Genomic DNA, 17,558 nt, shown 5'->3' with positions numbered 1-17,558 from the left:
TTATAAAATTAAGAACCTTGTGTGAGTAAAGAAGGTGTTTTTGTAGCGCCTTTTTTATTCGCTTTTATTTGCTTGGTTTGTTTTATAAATGCATTGGTATACAGTTTATTTAAAACGCCGCTGTGCAATTGTTGAAGCTTACGTTTAAAAAATGCTTTTTTAACCTTAGTTTTAGAATCGCAGCTTGCAATATCGCTCTGTATGTCCGTATTTTGCGAAACAGGGTATGGCATTAGTGAAAAACCATTTACTTGGGTTTCCCAAATATGCTGTAAGTCGCAATCTACAGGGCGGCCAAATTGGGCTGTGGCTTTAAGTAATTGCTTAGCCCCTTCATAGCTTATTGCCGTAGCACAACAGCCGGTCATTAGCTTTTTATGTATGACTAATTGCTGGTGATTATTTAGGTTTTGCTGATAGGCAATAGGGCGAGTGCGGTTTTCATACGCGGCGAGTTTAATAAGTTGCCAGGGTTGGTTTAGCTGCTCAATATTTTTAATTGCATCATGAATGCTGTCATCAATATAAAAATCATCTTCAAGTACAATTGCGTATTTTAATTTCTCATCCACTATTTTTTGCCATGCTTTACGGTGGCTTAAATAGCAGCCAATTTGGCCATTGCTGAGCGGGTAGTGATACTTTTGTTTGTTTATTTGTAAGCTGTAATGCAGAAACTTTTGTTCTGTACTCAATTGTGCGCCATCTACGGCGTCAATACGTTCAAAGGGTAAGTTGACCCGTGCAAGTTGCATTTGAGTATTTGCTAGTCGCTGCGTTGAGCGTGCTAAGTTTATTACAAATATTGCCGCCATGATGATCACCCCATACTTTTTTTAGTAATACTAAAGGGGGGCTATTACACGCAAGTGGCAAATTTATGGCATTTTTAAGTCAGCGCGTGGCTGGGCTAAAATAGCATTTTTTTCTTCTTGAGAGAGAATGATCCAATCGAATATTTCTTCATTAGTTCTTCCGCACCCAGTGCAATAACCGCTGCGGCGCTCACATATGCCTAAACAGTCTGTTTTAAGTTTTGATGTATTAGATATACGCTTTTGCATTTAATTTCCTAGCGGTGGAGCAATTTAAAACGGGTAATATAGCGCGCTTTGCTTTGCGAAGTAAATAAAGTGATAACTGGGTTAGCTTCATCCAATACAAAGTTACTACTCATTGAAGTTGCTGACTCTTTCGTGTCTTCGTACCAGCCTTGTGACGCTAAACACTGACGTATTTTATCCACTGTTTGTGTATGAAGTTGCGTCGCTTGGGCTTGCTTGTTTTCACCCGTGCATTGGTAGCTAAACTGTTGCTTATTATGTTGGGTAATAGTGCAGGCTTTACCTATAAAATGGGTATTGGCATGCCACTGTTTAATAAAACCATTATCCACTTTATTTGCTTTTATTGCATTAAAGCCATTAGCGTGCGCTTTTAACAATGTGTTTAGTGAGCTGCATACGTTTTGTTTTTTTACTATTTTAGGCACAGAGGCTTTTTGGCTTACACAGCCTGTTAGGGTTAATACGCATAAAACTGTGATAATTGATTTATTCATAAGCAACGCTAAAAGAATTAGATACGCTGCACAATACGCAACCTCTATAAAAAAATAAATACCATAACGTAAAAAGGCCCTTAAATATGGGCCTTAAAATAGTCTTAAATAAAGCAGTGGTTTTATTTATGGCGACCTTGCAGGCATTTAACTACGTCTTCTAGGCTTAAGCCTTGGCGCTGTAGTAATACTGTAAGGTGGTAAATTAAATCAGCTGATTCGTTAGTAAGTTCATCGTTATCGTTTTTCATTGCAGCAAGGGCAACTTCTACACCTTCTTCACCTACTTTTTGACAACTACGGCTTAAGTCTTTAGCAAATAATGAAGCAGTGTAGCTGGTTGCTGGGTCGTCGTTTTTACGCTTAACAATCACATCTTCTAATTGCGCTAAAAAGCTCAGGCTAGGTTTAGCGTCATCACCAAAACAGCTTTGTCTGCCTAAGTGGCATGTTGGGCCTTCTGGGTTAGCCAGTACTAAAATTGAGTCGTAGTCACAATCAGTGTGAACCGATACCACGTTTAAGTAGTTTTCTGATGACTCACCTTTAGTCCATAAGCGCGATTTAGAACGCGAGTAAAAGGTTACTTTGTTGCTTTCAAGGGTTACCTTGAGCGCTTCGCTATTCATAAAGCCTTGCATTAAAATAACACCAGAGCGGGCATCTTGAACAATAGCAGGGATCATTTCGCTTTTAGCAAAATCAACTTGGGTTTGGTTTTGTTGTGTTAATTGCATAATCTTGCTGCCACTTGGTTATCAGTTAAAAATTGTTTTAATTCGCCAATGTTAATCACATTTTTGTGAAACACACTCGCTGCTAGAGCGCCGTCGACTTCGCTTTGTTTAAATACGTCTACAAAGTCTTGCATTTTACCTGCACCGCCTGAAGCGATTAATGGAATGTCACAAAGTGCGCGCATTTTACTTAGCTGCTCGTTGTCGTAACCCTTACGTACGCCATCTTGGTTCATACAGTTTAAAACAATTTCGCCTGCGCCTAAGTCTTGCACGCGTTTAACCCATTCTTCGGTTTTATAACGTGTACGGCTTGATGCATTTGGATCGCCGGTTAATTGATACACTAAATATTCGCCGGTCACTTCATCGTAAAAACTATCAATACCAACGACAACACATTGCTTACCAAATTCATCATGTAGCTCTTTTATAAGCTCAGGGCGGGCAATAGCGGGGCTGTTAATACTTATTTTATCGGCGCCACGCTCTAAAACGCGTGCTGCATCGGCTACCGATTTAATACCACCTGCCACACAAAATGGAATATCGATATGGCGAGCAATGCTCTCTACCCAGTTAACATCAAGTAGGCGTTTTTCAACACTTGCGCTTATTTCATAAAAAACCAGTTCATCGGCACCTGCATCGCTGTATGCTTTTGCCATAGTTAAAATATCACCAACAACTTCATGGCCTTTAAATTTAACACCTTTTACTACTTGGCCGTCTTTAACATCTAAACACGGGATTATGCGCTTTGATAACATGCCAACGCCTCCTCAACACTAAATGCGCCATCAAGCAATGACTTACCTAAAATAACGCCGCCTACGCCAAGCTCTTTAAGTTTTTTAATGTCATCCAGTGAACTGACGCCACCCGAAGCTTGTACTTTAATAGTGCTGTTGTGACGAGTTAAATCTTCATACAATTCAAACGATGGGCCTGTCATGGTGCCATCTTTACTGATGTCCGTACATAAAAAGTCAAGAACGCCTAAGCTTACATAAAAATCAACCAGCTCGAGTAAACCAAACTCAGACTCGCTCAACCAACCGTGCGTAGCAGGTGCCCAGCCAGTGGCTGTTTTATTTACATCAAGGGCAATAACAAAGTGCTCTGCGCCAAATTGCTCAATCCAAGCTTTTACTTGCTCGCGTTTTTCTACTGCCATTGAGCCAATAACTACTTGGTTAGCACCGGCTTTTAGCCAATCACTTACATCTTGCTCTGAGCGAATACCGCCGCCCACTTGATACGGTACGTTAAGCGCTTTCGTTGCGGCTTGAATATGTTGCCATTGTTTTTTACTCGGATCGCGTGCACCTTCTAAATCGACAAGGTGCAATTTACCTGCGCCGCTGTCGGCGTATTCTTTTAACCGTGCACCAAGCTCAAAAGGGTAAAACTGAGCGGTGTCGTATTTACCTTGGTATAAGCGAACAATTTGATTTTGTAATACGTCTAATGCTGGAATAATCACAAATAATCTCTTTATTGTTGGTTAATGGGCTGTTTATAACTGCCAATCAACAAAATTTTGTAATAAACGGGTGCCTACTTTGGCACTGCGCTCAGGGTGAAATTGCATGCCTGCGTAGTTGTCTTTAGCAACAATAGCTGAAAAGGTTTGGCCGTACTTGCCGCTTACAAGTGTTGCATCGTTTACAGTGTGCGCAAAGCTATGTACAAAGTAAACTTGCTCATCTTGTGTTAACCCTTTGGTAAGTGCATGCTCTTTATTAATGCTTAGGTTATTCCAACCCATGTGTGGCGATGTTAAGTTGCCAACATCAAGGGCTTTTACTTGCCCCGGTATTTTACCTAAGCATTGTACGTTACCTTCTTCAGTACTTTCGCACAGTAGCTGCATACCTAAGCAAATCCCCATAAGTGGACGTTGGTATTCGTTTATAGCTTGTTGCCAGCCATTATCTACTAGGCGCTTCATGGCAACTGATGCATGGCCTACACCTGGTAATATAGCGCGCTCAAAGCCTTTTAATTGCTCTGGCGAGGTAATGACCGTTGGTGTTTGCCCTAAACGCTCAAAGGCAAAACGGACAGAATTTATATTGGCACACCCAGTATTAATGATGGCAATCATAAACACCCCTTAGAGCTTGCTGTTTGTTGGGTTGTGTCTTGCGCTATCGCCATACGCAAGGCACGTGAAAACGCTTTAAATAAGCCTTCAACTTGGTGATGACAGTTACCGTCGCTTACCGATAAAATAAGGCTAATAGCGGCATTATCGCTTAAGCTTTTGAAAAAGTGTTCAACCATTTGCACGTCTAAATCGCCTGCTTTTTCGCGGCTAAAGTTAGCGTTTAATACAAACGAAGCACGGCCCGATAAATCGATTTGTGCCTCAGCTTTACACTCATCCATAGGAAGAGCAAAACCATAGCGTGCTATTTGCGACTTAGTTCCCAGCGCTTGTTTAAGTGCAACACCAAGAGCAATACCAATGTCTTCAACAAGGTGGTGCTCGTCTATGTGTAAATCGCCTTTGGCTTTTATGTTTAAGCCAATGTTGGCGTGGGTGCGAATTTGATCAAGCATATGATCAAAAAAGCCAAGGCCAGTCTCTATGCTACCGTTTTTAGTTTGATCTAGATTTATAGCTACATCAATTTGTGTTTCTTTGGTATTACGCGTAACACGGCCTTCGCGGTTAGCTGTGGTTAGCTTGGTGACAATGGCAGGCCAGCTGCCATCATACAAAATGCCTTCACAACATAAGTTTTGTGCAAGGCCAATATCGGTTTGGCGATCGCCAATCACGTATGAGCGAGCTAAATCAACCTTACCAGAGCGCATAAGCTCAGTTAATAAACCGGTTTTAGGTTTACGGCAATCACAGTTTTGCTCATCAAAGTGTGGACAAATTAATACTTCATCAAAGCTAATGCCCTGGCTTTGCAGTATGTCCATCATTTTATCTTGTGCTATATCAAAGTCAGTCGTCGGGAAGCTGTCAGTGCCTAAGCCGTCTTGATTAGATACCATTACTAAGCGGTAACCGGCGGCTTGTAATTGCAATAAAGCAGGGATCACACCAGGTAAAAAAGCTAGTTTTTCTAGGCTGTCTACCTGCTTGTCGGTGATTGGCTCTTCAATTATGGTGCCGTCACGGTCAATAAATAAATAGGGGTTACTCATGATACTTCTTGTCCTGATAAAAGAGGTGAGGTTGCTGGCTTATCAAGGCCATCTAACCAAATTTTTACTTGCTCAAGTTCTTGCTCATTACCAATGGAGATACGTAGCCAATCGTCCTCACCGTATAGGGTAAACGCGCGCATCACTAAACCTTGTTCAAGTGCTACATTAAAGTAGTTTTTGTCAGCTAATTTTAAGGTAACAAAGTTACCTTCACCAGTGAGAATTTTTAATGCAGCTGGGGAGGCGTTTAACCACTGTACAAGTTTAGCTTTTAAACTATTTAAAATAGTCACTTGTCGGCGCATTGATGTAATTGCATCAGGCGCTATGGCTTGTGCTGCAATACTTGCTACCACACCCGATACCGGATACGGCGCAATCACTTTACGAATGGGCGCAAGTACACTTTCTTGCGCAAGTGTAAAACCGGTTCTTAGCCCTGCAAGTGCAAACGCTTTTGATAAGGTGCGCAGTACCACTACATTACTAAATTCTCTAATAAGTGATGTAGCACTGTGCTGTGGGCAAAACTCTATATAGGCTTCATCAACAATAACTAAGGCCTTACCAGCAAGGGCATTCGCTATGGCTTTTACCTTATCAAGAGGGGTTATGCTGCCAGTAGGGTTATTTGGGTTACAAATAAACACCAGTTTTGAGTTGCCCACCGCCTTAACTATTTCATCAATACTGCCATCGAGTAAAAGCGCTTGCGTTAGGCCATTAATGGCAATGTTGTGCGTATCGGCAGTAACTTTGTACATACCATAAGTAGGTAAAAATAATGCAATACTGTCTTTGGCAGGTTCGCAGTAGGTGCGTACTAAAAGCTCAATGCCTTCATCTGCGCCGCGTGTCATTAATACGTTTTCGCTTTCAAGCTCTGTATAAGCTGCATAGCGGTCAATAACGATTTGTGGTTGAGGGTCTGGGTAGCGATTTAAATCTTCAATACTCAGCTCAATATTTTTGGCGTACGGGCTTTCGTTGGCGTTTAGCCATGTAGTCCCTGTTAGCTTTTCACTTTTAGCAGAGCTATAGGCAGCAAGAGCTGCAATATTTTGTGGTAATAAGCTAGTCGCTTGTGCGCTCTTATTGCTCATTTTTAATTGCCTCTAAACGAATTGAAACCGCATTTGCGTGTGCATCAAGGCCTTCTGCATCTGCTAATGGTAAGATAGCTTTTGACAGCTGTGTTAAGCCACTTTTACTAATAGTTTGCACTGTGTAAGTGCGGAAAAAATCAAGCAAGTTTAGGCTTGAATAGGTTGCACTGTAACCGTAGGTCGGTAACACGTGGTTAGTACCTGATGCATAATCACCCGCTGATTCTGGCGTGTAGTCCCCAACAAATACTGACCCTGCATTTTTTACTTTATCCAAATATGGTGTTGAATCTGCTAATTGCAAAATTAAGTGCTCAGGGCCATATTGCGCCGACACATCAAATGCTTGCTCAACAGAGTCCACTAATATAAGTGATGAATTAGCCAGTGCTTGCTCGGCGGTATCTTTACGGCTTAAGTTAGCAAGCTGGTTTGTAAGTGCCTGCTGCGTTTGCTCAATGATACTTTCGCTATTACACAGTAATATAACTTGAGAGTCTGCGCCGTGCTCAGCTTGTGATAATAAATCAGCGGCAATAAAGTCTGGATTTGCACGCTCATCTGCAATAACTAAAACTTCAGACGGGCCTGCTGGCATATCGATAGCCATGCCAGGAATTGTTTGCGCGACAAGTTGTTTTGCCATTGTTACAAAGCTATTACCTGGGCCAAAAATTTTGTTCACTTTAGGCACTGATTCAGTGCCGTAGGCCATTGCGGCAATTGCACCTGCGCCACCACTTTCAATTAAAGTTGTAATGCCACACAGTTTTGCTGCATATAAAATAGCAGGGTTAATGCGCCCATCACCTTGCACTGGAGTTGCAAGTACAACGGTTTTAGCACCACTTAATTGTGCAAGTACACCCTGCATAATAACCGATGATGGCAGTGGAGCACTGCCACCTGGTACATAAATACCCACAGCTTTGATGGCCTGATATTTCAGTTCACATTCAACGCCTGGTTGGGTTGATAACTTAATATCTTTAGGCAATTGCGCTTCGTGGAAACGTTTAACGTTTGCATAAGCGTTGTCAATTGCGTATTTAAGCTCTGCGCTTAGTGCTTGCTCTGATGCGTTTATTTCATCAAGGGGTACACGTAAACGAGGGTTAGCTCTATTATCAAACTTTTTAGCCATATCAAGTAAGGCTTGATCACCTTGTTCTTTAACATCGCTCAAAATTGTTTGGCATATCGCTTCAACCTTTGCGCTGGCAGAAACCGCAGGGCGCATTAACGCCGCTGCTTGTACTTGTGAAGATTCCTCATTCCAACGAAGCATGGTACTTACTCCATCATTTTTTCAATTGGCATTACTAAAATAGAGTTAGCGCCTAGGGCTTTAAGCTGCTCCATTGTTTCCCAAAATAATGTTTCGCTGCTTACCATGTGGAGTGCTACGTACTCTTCGTTACCAGCTAGTGCAAGTAATGTTGGTTGACCAGTACCTGGTAACAGTTCACAAATTTCGTCAAGCTTAGCTTTTGGGGCGTGTAGCATAATGTATTTGCTTTCTTTAGCTTGTTTAACACCACGAAGACGCGGCATAAGCTTATTGATTAGCGCTAGTTTCTCTTCATCTTGCAGATCTTTGTTTTGAATTAAACAGGCGTTTGATTCTAAAATTGTATCACCTTGAATTAAACCATTTGCTTCAAGCGTTGCACCGGTAGATACTAAATCACAAATTGCATCAGAAAGGCCGGCACGCGGGGCAACTTCTACTGAACCTGTAAGCATGACAGTACTTGCGTTAATGCCTTCGCGCTTTAACCACTGCGTTAAAATTTCTGGGTAGGTTGTAGCAATTCGTTTACCTTCAAACCAGCTTTTGTCACGTTGGCCAAGCTCTTGTGGCCATGCAAGTGCGAGGCGGCAGTAACCAAAGTCTAATTTAGCTAGTTTGCTCACTTCACTTGGTACACCTTGACGTTCACGTTCTGCTTGTACTTCTACTAGTACGTTTTCGCCAACGATACCTAAATCACATACACCGTCCATTACTAAGCCCGGAATATCGTCATCGCGCACACGTAGTACGTCAATGGGCATATTAGTTGAGTGTGCAATTAAGCGTTGCTCACGTAGGTTTAATTTAACACCTAGTTGCTTTAGTAAATCTTGACAATCTTTAGACAGGCGACCGCCTTTTTGGATGGCGATACGTAGACGATTTGTGTTACTCATTATTCATTTTCCTTTAATTTAAAAACTAAAAACCCCGAGGGGAACCTCAGGGCGAAAATGAATCAATGTGTTTTGAATCGCCAGAGGTTCCTTTTAGGAATAACCTCTCAGCGAAAGACCTGACAGGTTATTCCGGTGAATGGTGGTGATGATGTACTGTTGTCAGGTTTAAGCGCATTTTTTATCCTATTTAGCTTAGCGCTATTTAATGCGCGTTAAGCTTTAATCTGTTTAAATAAATTTCGCATTCATAAAAACATAAACCGCCTTGTTAAGGCAAGTTTTTTTTTACCTAATTAAAGCATATCTTATAACGGTCGATAATATTAAAAGAAAAACCTCAATTTTTGCTGTTTTAATGTTTAAAATGTAGGCAAAGCAGGCTTTGTTGGTCGTTTTATCTAATTTAGTAAATTAACGTTATGGAGGATTGTATGGATATAATGATCCCTTTTTTAGGTAAAATATCACGACTTGAACTTGAACCAAAAGGTGCCTTTCACATTGCAGGTGTGCAAAATACGCCGCAAACACAGAAAATTAAGTTGGAAAATGAAAAAAAGCAAACGCTAAATAAAAAACGATTAGAAGCAGCTCAAAGCAACCAAAGCGCAAACACAACTAATGAAAAGGCCATTACCGTCGATGATGAAGGTAACACGCATTTAGATACATGGGCTTAATACCAATTTGCGATAATTTTAATCATTCTTACGCCACTTTGCAGGCGTTAGCCCTGTGCTTTTTTTAAATAAACGAGAAAAAAACTACTGTTTTCATAGCCCACATCCACCGATATTTCGTTTACGGTTTTATCTGTTGCTAATAATTGCTTTTTGGCTTTATCTATTCTGACTTCTTGTACATATTTATTAATTGATATTCCTGTTGCTTGCGAAAATCGCCTTTTTAAGTTGCGCTCACTAAAATTAAACTGCTTTGCTAAGTCATTTATAGTGATTACATCAGTTGAGTGGCTATGGATCCAATCTTGTATTTCATTAATTTTATCGTCTTGATGATTATTAAACTGAGGCAAAATAAGATTTAACTTATTAGAATCAGAAATAAGTAAATGGGTCGCACACTGCTGAGAAAAACGGTCGCCTTTATCTTTAGCAACAATCCCTAAAAGCACGCTAATACCCGCCTCAAAAGAGCCTGTTGTATAGATGTTTCCGGTTCTTAAATACGATTTATGGCTAATAAATTGGCAATCAGGAAATAACTTACTGAGAGGCTTAACTAAGCTCCAGTGAGTCGCAATCACCGTTTTGTTCAATTGACCTGTTGCAGCTAAAAAGTAAGAGCCTGTACTTAAACTAAGAATAGACGTACTACTATGTATTTTTGGTTTTAGCCAATTAATAATTAAGTCAGTGCCAAGAGGCATATTTTTTAATTTTGAGCCCTCTATTGGCGGAATAATAACTAAATCATACGCTTTATCAGAAAGCGAATTATCTGCAATAACAAGTGAATCACTTGAACTAGTTATTGCACTACCATCGATCGTTATTATTTCTACTTCATAACTTTGAGGCAGCGAGTAATGCGAGTCGAGCAAGGAAACAATAGTAAAAAAATCTTTTGCTAAAAAGACGCTCACAGCCCAACACCCTTCATAGGCAATAATTGCAATATTTCTCATAACATATGGCCCGATCAGACTGTTAAAAATACCTGTGTAGACATAGTAGTTTACTTTCATTAAAAGTAATATTAAATCCTACTTCGAATACATATGTAAATTAAAAAGCTATTGTTTTAAATGCTTTTTTGAGTTTTTAAAATTGTGAATAGCGCGTTTAATTATAATAAACCTATTTTATGAAGGGGGCAGGTTTGAAGCAATATTTACGAAATGATACTTTTTTCAATCAAAATCATACAGAAATAAATAGCTGGTTAAAAAAAGTAAAAGGATCGAATGAACGCGCCAAGGCTGTGTCTATTTATTACCTAGTAAGAGATGGAATTAAATATGACCCGTTTACGCTTCTAGAGGGAGCTCAGTCACTCAGTAGCGATTTTTGTTTAGATAATAAAGCAGCCTATTGTATCCCTAAGGCATCGCTGCAAATTGCGCTAAGTCGGGCTTGTAACATTCCTGCGCGATTAGGCTTAGCAGATGTTCGTAACCACTTAAGTACGCCTAAACTAGATGAATTACTTAAAAATGAAATATTTACAATGCATGCTTACGTAGAGCAATACATTGCTGGAAAGTGGGTAAAATCAACTCCGGCATTTAATAAAGAACTGTGCGAGTTAGTTAATATAAAACCGCTGGAATTTGATGGGATCAATGACTCTTTGTTCCACCAATTTACCCCTGATGGTAAAAAGCATATGGAATATTTAAAAGACCATGGTCATTATGATGCAATGCCTACGTCGTTTATTCATCTAAACTGTCGACATTATTACCCGCATTTAGCACTTAATTTTGACAATTATTAATCAAAGGTACTCTATAAATAGAATCATAGGGGTTAACCCGCAACTTAGTGTTGCGGGTGTATCAAAAATTAACGGGTGTGTTCAGCAGATTTAATACTGCTTTGTATAAGAGGAGAAATAGTTAACCCTTGTACTATTATTGAAAATATCACCACCACGTAAGTGACAATAACGATTAAATCATGTAAGTCACTGCCAGATATAAACACTTCATCGCGCGGAATGGCTGCTGCCATAGCGAGCGCTAAACCACCACGTAAACCACCCCAAGTTAAAATTTTCACACTGTGCTTATCGTAGCTTCTAAAGCGCTTAAATATTACAAAGGGTGCGCCAACACTAATGAAGCGTGCAAATAAAATAGCCGGTACCATCACAAGCCCCAGACCAATCTCATTGAGTGTAACGGGCATAGTGACTATTAGCATACCAATAATCAAAAACAACAACGCATTTAAAAAACTGTCGGTAGCATGCCAAAAATCTTTAATGTAGCGCGTGTTTTCAGGCCCAGTTCGTTCGGTTGCTGTTGCGCGTGTAATATTGCCTAAAATAATGCCACTGGTAACCATGGCAAGTGCGCCAGATATTTCCCATATATTTGCAGCGGCAAAACCGGCAGTTGGAATGGTTAAGGTAATTAATAAGCGAATATTGACATCTTTACAGTTAATAATTAGGTAGTGTCCTGCAAGTGCCATAATAAGGCCAAATGCGATCCCCCCTATAGCGTCAACAAAAAATAGCTCTGCAACATCGGCAGGGTTAGCATCAGTGCCAAAAAAAGCAACAGAGAATAGGGTCGTAAAAATAACTAAGCCAATACCATCATTAAATAATGACTCGCCTTCGACTTGCACAGAAATACCTTCGGGGGCACGTAATTGTTTAATAATCGCAAGTACAGCGATAGGGTCGGTTGGGCTTATTAACGCACCAAATAATAGGCAATAAATAAACGGGACAGGCCAGCCAAGTGCGGTAAAAATATAAAAACTTAAGTAGCCGATTAAAAATGTAGACACCACAGTAGAAAACAACACTAAAGCAGTTATTTCCCATCGCTGTTTACGAAGCGCCATGAGGTTAATTTCTAACGCGCCTGCAAAAAGTAAAAAGCCAAGCATGCCTTTTAAAAGTAATTCATTAAAGTTGATACTCGCGACAATTCTAGTCATTTCTAGTGCCGTTGTATCGCCTAATAATTTTACCGAAATAATTAATATCAAGGATATGATAACCGAGCCAGTTGTTATGGCAATCGTCGTTTGCATTTTTAAAACGTACTGGTTTAAATACGCAATAAAAATTGCGATGGCAGAGAGAAAACAAATGAGATACCAAGCATTCATTGGCTAACCTTAAATTATTTTTAAGAACAAAAAAAAGAGAATTAAACGCGGCGTATGTTACTCCTGTGATTAGGCTGTGTCACAGTATTTATAGGGCTTTTGGCGCTTTTTTTATGTCTTCAAAGGACAGTTGGTTAATGCAAATTTACGGGTGTTATCGGTTGTAATTAAGTTATTGCTATAAGGTTGCCTAGGCAATTTGGATTCGTGACTTTTAATGCTACTGCCTGATATGTTGCCCCTATTTTAAATAGGCACGTTCTATAATTTTAATAGGCTTGCCCTTGCAGCCTGCCTTACGTAAAATCTCGCTATTATTATTTAGAAAGTGACTGGTATTATCAAACAGCTGTTTAGTGCAACCGGGCCGTTAGCATTATCTTTAGATGGATACACGCCTCGCCAACCTCAAATTGATATGGCTATTGCCGTGAATGAAGCATTAAAAAATAGCACGCAGTTAGTGGTTGAGGCTGGAACGGGCACTGGTAAAACCTTTGCCTACTTAGCGCCTGCTCTTAAATCTAAGGGTAAAACAATTATCTCAACGGGCTCTAAGGCTTTGCAAGAGCAGTTATATCACCGCGATCTCCCTCAGCTTGTTAAAGCTCTCAGTGCATCAAAAAAAACGGCTTTATTAAAAGGGCGCGCTAATTACTTATGTACATATAGATTAAACCAGCACGTGGCGCATGTCCCAACAGATGATCCTGATGTGATGCACCAACTTGCTATGGTTGCTAAATTTGCCAGTGAAACACAGTCAGGTGATTTAGCAGACTGTATTGGCATTGAAGAAGATGCAAAAGTACTGCCTTATGTTAGTTCAACGGCTGATAATTGTTTAGGCAAAGAGTGTCCTGATTTTCAATCGTGCTATATTCGTAAAGCGCGTTTAAATGCCGCTGAGGCTGATGTTGTAGTTATAAACCATCACTTATTTTTTGCTGATATGTCAGTGAAAGACTCAGGCTTTGCTGAGCTGATGCCCACAGCAGATGCTTATATTTTTGATGAAGCACATCAGCTGAGCGAAATCGCTAGCGATTATTTTGGCGAGAGCATTAGTACTAAGAAGTTGGTGGATTTAATTAACGATTTACGCGCAATTTACCGCGCAGAAATCCCCGATATGCTGCAGCTTGGTAAAAGCCTTAATAAGCTAGAAACCAGCTTGGCTGATTTACGTTTACAGTTTGGTGTGGATGGTAGCCGAGGTGATTGGCGCGAAAAGCTCAGTGATAAATTAATTTGCGCAGCGCTGCATCGGGTGATCAGCGATTTAGACTTTGTGTACCAAGTATTAAAGCTGTGCCTAGAGCGCAGCGATAAAATAGAGCATCCGTTTGAGCGAACATTAGCGTTTAAAGGCCAGTTAGAGCGTGTGTTTGACACTGCTCAAACTGGGTTTAGTTATTGGTACGAAACCACAAGGCGCTATTTAACGGTTAATATTACGCCGTTAAATGTTTCTGCTAAATTTGCCCAAATGATGAAAGATACTGGCGCTGGGTTTGTATTTACCTCAGCCACACTCTCGGTTGATAATAAGCTGGACCACTTTAATGCTAGTTTGGGTATAACTCCAACACAAAGTATGATGGTCGACAGCCCTTTTGATTACCCTAATCAGGCCTTATTATGTTTACCGCGCTATTTACCTGAATCGCATGCTGAGAACATGCCCCATGCCATTATAAAATTAACCTTAGAGTTGATAAAATCAGCTAAAGGGCGTTGCTTTGTGTTGTTTACCAGCTATCGAATGATGCATTTAGTGGCGGAGGGATTAACCACACAAATGGACTACCCAGTTTATATGCAAGGGCAAATGTCTAAGCGTATAATACTCGAAAAATTTACCCGCCATGGTAATGCAGTATTGTTAGGCACAGCCTCATTTTGGGAAGGTGTTGATGTACGTGGTAGTACGTTAAGCTGTGTTATTATTGACAAGTTACCTTTTTCAGCACCGGATGATCCATTGCTGCAAGCCAAAATGCAAGATTGCCAAATGCAAGGCAAAGACCCGTTTGCACATATACAGTTACCGCAAGCTGTTATTGCGCTTAAGCAGGGGGTGGGGCGTTTAATTCGAGATAACAAAGATAAAGGTGTGCTGGTTATTTGCGATAACCGATTAGTAACACGCCAATATGGCCAAGTATTTTTAAAAAGCTTACCGCCGATGCGCCGCACGCGAAGCTTAGAAGATGCAAATACATTTTTAAAACACATTAACTAGAGTACTAAAATGATTAAAAGTAATATTCTTGCCCTAGATGCTTCAACCGAAGCGTTATCTATAGTTTTGCACTTTGAGGGGCAAACATTTCATCATTTTGAAGAATGCCCACAGCAACATAGCCAAAAAATACTCCCTTTAGTTGATGCGCTTCTTAATAAAGCACAGTGTAAATTAAAAGACTTAGATGTTATTGGCTTTGGCCAAGGCCCTGGTAGCTTTACCGGTGTGCGTATTAGTGTTGCTATTGCACAAGGCCTAGCTTATTCGGCCAATTTACCATTAGTAGGTGTATCAACCTTAGCAATTATGGCGCAACAAGCGTACGAGCTAACGCAAGCACCTGTCGTATATTCTGCTATAGATGCACGCATGGGAGAAATTTATTTTGCTCAATACCAGGTCAATAACGCACGCATGGAATTGGTAAATGAAGAGTGTGTTATAAAACCTGAGTTATTAGGCGAGCAGCACATAAGCAGCGAAGAGCTAAATGCGACTGCCGTGGGTACCGGATTTAAAAGCTACCCTGATGCACTTGTAAACTTTAGCAATATAAGCATAAATACAGCTATTACATTGCCAGATGCTTGCTATATGCTTAGCCATGTAGACGAGGCCTTTTTAAAGGGCGAGGTTGTTAAAGCAAGCGATGCGCAGCCCAAATATGTGCGCGATACAGTAACATGGAAAAAGCTACCTGGTCGCGAGTAGGTACAAGAGTTGCAAATTTTAGGGTTTTAAATCATAATTTTTAAATTGTTTTTTGTTGGAAGTTATCTATGACTTTGCCAATTGGCGCTGGCTTTTTTACTGGGGATATTCCTGCAAAGGTTACCTCTACAAACATTATACCTTCTAAATCACAAGGTTTTGCGGGCGATAGCGCCAGTCAAAAAACAAGCACAGATTATGTAAAAAGTAGCAAAGCGGGTGTAGAGCTTGCTAATCAATACTTTAGTCAAAGCACTAGTAACGCAAAGTACAGCCAAACTATATATGACCAACCAAGCCCCACGGTGAGTAAAGCAATTTCAACGTATACTGAATTTGCAAATTTAGAGCGCCGGGCTGAAGTACAAGATTTAATCGGTGTTGATATATACGCTTAGCCCAAGTAACAGTAAAAAATAAAAAGCCCGAACACAGGTTCGGGCTTTTTTAAGCATACGCTTACTTTTTAATAAAGCTAATTAGCTTATCGGCAATATCTGTATTATTTTGCGCGCCTATAAAGTGCTCGTGCCCTTTACCGTAGGAAAATACTTGTACGTCTACGGCGGTGTGCCCACCGGTTGTCCAACCCGTAAAGCTTGTATCGCTAATAATGCTTTTAACAGCTAAATTAAGCGCCTTGTCACCCATTTTTTTGGCTTGTTCAAGTTTTACTTTATTAGCAGGTGTAAATTCAATATTTGTATTGGCAGTCCAAATAGTCTCCAGGTCATCTGCAACAAGTAATTGCTTTGTCAGTTTTGCAGCTGTTGCTTGAACGCCTTTTATAACCTCTGTATCCCATTTGTATTGACCGTGTGCACCTAAAGTCAAACCGCCGGTTGAGTGATCTGCAGTAACCACTAATAAAGTATCAGGGTTTTTATCAATGTAGGCTTTTGCCTTTTCAATCGACTGTGCAAAGTCATCCATTTCCGCCATTGCACATGCAATATCGTTCGCATGACCACACCAATCAATCTGGCTGCCTTCAATCATCACAAAAAAGCCGTTTTCATTTTTACTGTCGAGTAAATCAAATGTTTTGGCTGTTAGCTGTGTTAAATGGTTTGAATTTACATCAAGCACAGAGGGCAGTCCTACAGGTGCGTATAAGCCAAGCGCAGGTATTTGTGTAATTTGAGCTAGATTTTTTATATCGTCACTGTATTGATAACCGGCCGCTTTAAATTCATCAACTAGATTACGGTCTTCTCTAATAAAATACTGTGTTCCGCCGCCTAACATTAAATCCACGGGGAGTTTACCGGCAATTTTGTTATCTATGTACTCATTAGCAATTGCATCATAATTACGACGTGATTCGTTATGCGTTGCAAAACTTGCTGGGGTGGCGTGGTTAATTTGCGATGTTGCTACTAACGCTGTTGTCATCCCACGCTCTTTTGCTATTTCTAACATGGTCTTGACAGGTTTTTTGTCTGTATCAACCGCAATTGCACCATTATAACTTTTGTGGCCACTGCTAAGTGCCGTCGCCCCTGCTGCACTGTCGGTAACATAAGTATGGTCATCAGGGTAGGTGCGTGCCATACCTGTTAAAATACTATCAAATACGGTTGATTCAATCTGCTTAGTTGTTGGGTCATCTTTAAAATAACGATAAGCGGTTGTATAGGCAGGGCCCATTCCATCGCCAATCATATAAATTACATTTTTAGGTGCATCATCTGCATAAGCACTAGTTGATGCACATAAAAGTGCTAATAAGCTAAACTGGTTTTTCATTTTTATCCTTATAAATATGCTTTTTTAAATAGCGCTTCAATTGTATACGGTTAGCATGATAAAGAAATGAATAGCGCATAAAAAGCAGCTTGAATTACAATTAAATTAGCTAACTTGTCACTAAAACGATACTACCATTTCTTTATGTTATGTTAATTATATTGTAATGAATATAATGCTATAAATTGTCGATAAGCGTATGTGTAAGGGTTTAAACATACAAAAAGGATTTATTAGCTTTAAGTCTTTAATTTTAAATCATTGATA

19 protein-coding genes are annotated in these 17,558 nt (G+C 40.1%); 5 read left to right on the top strand and 14 right to left on the bottom strand.

Annotated elements, in window-relative coordinates:
• Nucleotides 1-8: 8 nt before the first annotated feature.
• The 11 genes from AABI99_RS03290 to hisG form a co-directional block, all read right to left on the bottom strand.
• Nucleotides 9-815, bottom strand: coding sequence for a glycosyltransferase family 25 protein (locus tag AABI99_RS03290; RefSeq protein WP_338363286.1), 807 nt, complete (start codon nucleotides 813-815; stop codon nucleotides 9-11).
• A 63-nt stretch (nucleotides 816-878) separates the two neighbouring features.
• Nucleotides 879-1,064 (bottom strand): DUF1289 domain-containing protein, encoded by a 186-nt coding sequence (locus tag AABI99_RS03285; RefSeq protein ID WP_338363284.1) that lies wholly within the window; start codon nucleotides 1,062-1,064, stop codon nucleotides 879-881.
• Nucleotides 1,065-1,072: 8 nt separating this feature from the next.
• A complete protein-coding gene (locus tag AABI99_RS03280; protein WP_338363282.1) occupies nucleotides 1,073-1,561 on the bottom strand; it encodes a hypothetical protein in 489 nt (162 codons plus the stop codon).
• Between the two features lie 122 nt (nucleotides 1,562-1,683).
• On the bottom strand, nucleotides 1,684-2,298 hold the full coding sequence (hisIE, locus tag AABI99_RS03275; protein WP_338363280.1) for a bifunctional phosphoribosyl-AMP cyclohydrolase/phosphoribosyl-ATP diphosphatase HisIE: 615 nt from the start codon (nucleotides 2,296-2,298) through the stop codon (nucleotides 1,684-1,686).
• Nucleotides 2,289-3,068 (bottom strand): imidazole glycerol phosphate synthase subunit HisF, encoded by a 780-nt coding sequence (gene hisF, locus AABI99_RS03270; RefSeq protein WP_338363278.1) that lies wholly within the window; start codon nucleotides 3,066-3,068, stop codon nucleotides 2,289-2,291. Before hisF ends, hisIE begins: the two co-directional genes overlap by 10 nt.
• Nucleotides 3,050-3,784 carry a 1-(5-phosphoribosyl)-5-[(5-phosphoribosylamino)methylideneamino] imidazole-4-carboxamide isomerase gene (locus tag AABI99_RS03265; RefSeq protein WP_338363277.1) on the bottom strand — a complete coding sequence of 245 codons (735 nt, stop codon included), beginning with the start codon at nucleotides 3,782-3,784 and terminating at the stop codon, nucleotides 3,050-3,052. The genes hisF and AABI99_RS03265 overlap by 19 nt, the downstream gene beginning before the upstream one ends.
• Before the next feature lie 33 nt (nucleotides 3,785-3,817).
• Nucleotides 3,818-4,408, bottom strand: coding sequence for an imidazole glycerol phosphate synthase subunit HisH (hisH, locus tag AABI99_RS03260; RefSeq protein ID WP_338363275.1), 591 nt, complete (start codon nucleotides 4,406-4,408; stop codon nucleotides 3,818-3,820).
• On the bottom strand, nucleotides 4,405-5,466 hold the full coding sequence (gene hisB, locus AABI99_RS03255) for a bifunctional histidinol-phosphatase/imidazoleglycerol-phosphate dehydratase HisB (protein ID WP_338363273.1): 1,062 nt from the start codon (nucleotides 5,464-5,466) through the stop codon (nucleotides 4,405-4,407). Before hisB ends, hisH begins: the two co-directional genes overlap by 4 nt.
• A complete protein-coding gene (gene hisC / locus AABI99_RS03250; protein ID WP_338363271.1) occupies nucleotides 5,463-6,572 on the bottom strand; it encodes a histidinol-phosphate transaminase in 1,110 nt (369 codons plus the stop codon). The genes hisB and hisC overlap by 4 nt, the downstream gene beginning before the upstream one ends.
• Nucleotides 6,562-7,863, bottom strand: a complete 1,302-nt coding sequence (gene hisD / locus AABI99_RS03245) for a histidinol dehydrogenase (protein WP_338363269.1) — start codon at nucleotides 7,861-7,863, stop codon at nucleotides 6,562-6,564. The genes hisC and hisD overlap by 11 nt, the downstream gene beginning before the upstream one ends.
• 5 nt (nucleotides 7,864-7,868) lie before the next feature.
• Entirely contained in the window at nucleotides 7,869-8,768 is a 900-nt protein-coding gene (gene hisG / locus AABI99_RS03240) for an ATP phosphoribosyltransferase (RefSeq protein ID WP_338363267.1), read from the bottom strand.
• A 434-nt stretch (nucleotides 8,769-9,202) separates the two neighbouring features.
• On the opposite strand from hisG, the gene AABI99_RS03235 reads away from it, so the two are divergent.
• The gene (locus AABI99_RS03235) at nucleotides 9,203-9,451 is read left to right on the top strand and encodes a hypothetical protein (RefSeq protein WP_338363265.1); all 249 of its coding nucleotides are present in this window, start codon (nucleotides 9,203-9,205) and stop codon (nucleotides 9,449-9,451) included.
• 47 nt (nucleotides 9,452-9,498) lie between these two features.
• Here the strand turns inward: AABI99_RS03235 and AABI99_RS03230 are convergent, their stop codons facing one another.
• A complete protein-coding gene (locus AABI99_RS03230) occupies nucleotides 9,499-10,419 on the bottom strand; it encodes a helix-turn-helix domain-containing protein (RefSeq protein ID WP_338363263.1) in 921 nt (306 codons plus the stop codon).
• A gap of 194 nt (nucleotides 10,420-10,613) precedes the next feature.
• Between AABI99_RS03230 and AABI99_RS03225 the strand changes: the two genes are divergently transcribed.
• Entirely contained in the window at nucleotides 10,614-11,231 is a 618-nt protein-coding gene (locus AABI99_RS03225) for a transglutaminase-like domain-containing protein (RefSeq protein ID WP_338363261.1), read from the top strand.
• Nucleotides 11,232-11,299: 68 nt separating this feature from the next.
• On the opposite strand, the gene AABI99_RS03220 is transcribed toward AABI99_RS03225, so the two are convergent.
• Entirely contained in the window at nucleotides 11,300-12,583 is a 1,284-nt protein-coding gene (locus AABI99_RS03220; RefSeq protein WP_338363259.1) for a sodium:proton antiporter, read from the bottom strand.
• Nucleotides 12,584-12,911: 328 nt separating this feature from the next.
• Between AABI99_RS03220 and AABI99_RS03215 the strand changes: the two genes are divergently transcribed.
• The 3 genes from AABI99_RS03215 (at nucleotide 12,912) to AABI99_RS03205 (ending at nucleotide 15,940) form a co-directional block, all read left to right on the top strand.
• Nucleotides 12,912-14,828: an ATP-dependent DNA helicase gene (locus tag AABI99_RS03215; protein ID WP_338363257.1), complete on the top strand. Its 1,917-nt coding sequence runs from the start codon at nucleotides 12,912-12,914 to the stop codon at nucleotides 14,826-14,828.
• Between the two features lie 9 nt (nucleotides 14,829-14,837).
• Complete coding sequence (gene tsaB, locus AABI99_RS03210) at nucleotides 14,838-15,542, top strand: tRNA (adenosine(37)-N6)-threonylcarbamoyltransferase complex dimerization subunit type 1 TsaB (RefSeq protein WP_338363255.1); 705 nt, start codon at nucleotides 14,838-14,840, stop codon at nucleotides 15,540-15,542.
• Nucleotides 15,543-15,610: 68 nt separating this feature from the next.
• Nucleotides 15,611-15,940, top strand: a complete 330-nt coding sequence (locus AABI99_RS03205) for a hypothetical protein (protein WP_338363253.1) — start codon at nucleotides 15,611-15,613, stop codon at nucleotides 15,938-15,940.
• Nucleotides 15,941-16,001: 61 nt separating this feature from the next.
• Here AABI99_RS03205 and AABI99_RS03200 read toward each other — a convergent pair whose 3' ends face one another.
• A complete protein-coding gene (locus AABI99_RS03200) occupies nucleotides 16,002-17,291 on the bottom strand; it encodes an alkaline phosphatase (protein WP_338363251.1) in 1,290 nt (429 codons plus the stop codon).
• Nucleotides 17,292-17,558 lie beyond the last annotated feature (267 nt).

This window comes from uncultured Pseudoalteromonas sp. (assembly GCF_963922945.1).
Lineage (GTDB): Bacteria > Pseudomonadota > Gammaproteobacteria > Enterobacterales > Alteromonadaceae > Pseudoalteromonas.
Note: the sequence above shows the minus strand (reverse complement) of the source record. Positions and strands in the feature narration are given on the sequence as shown.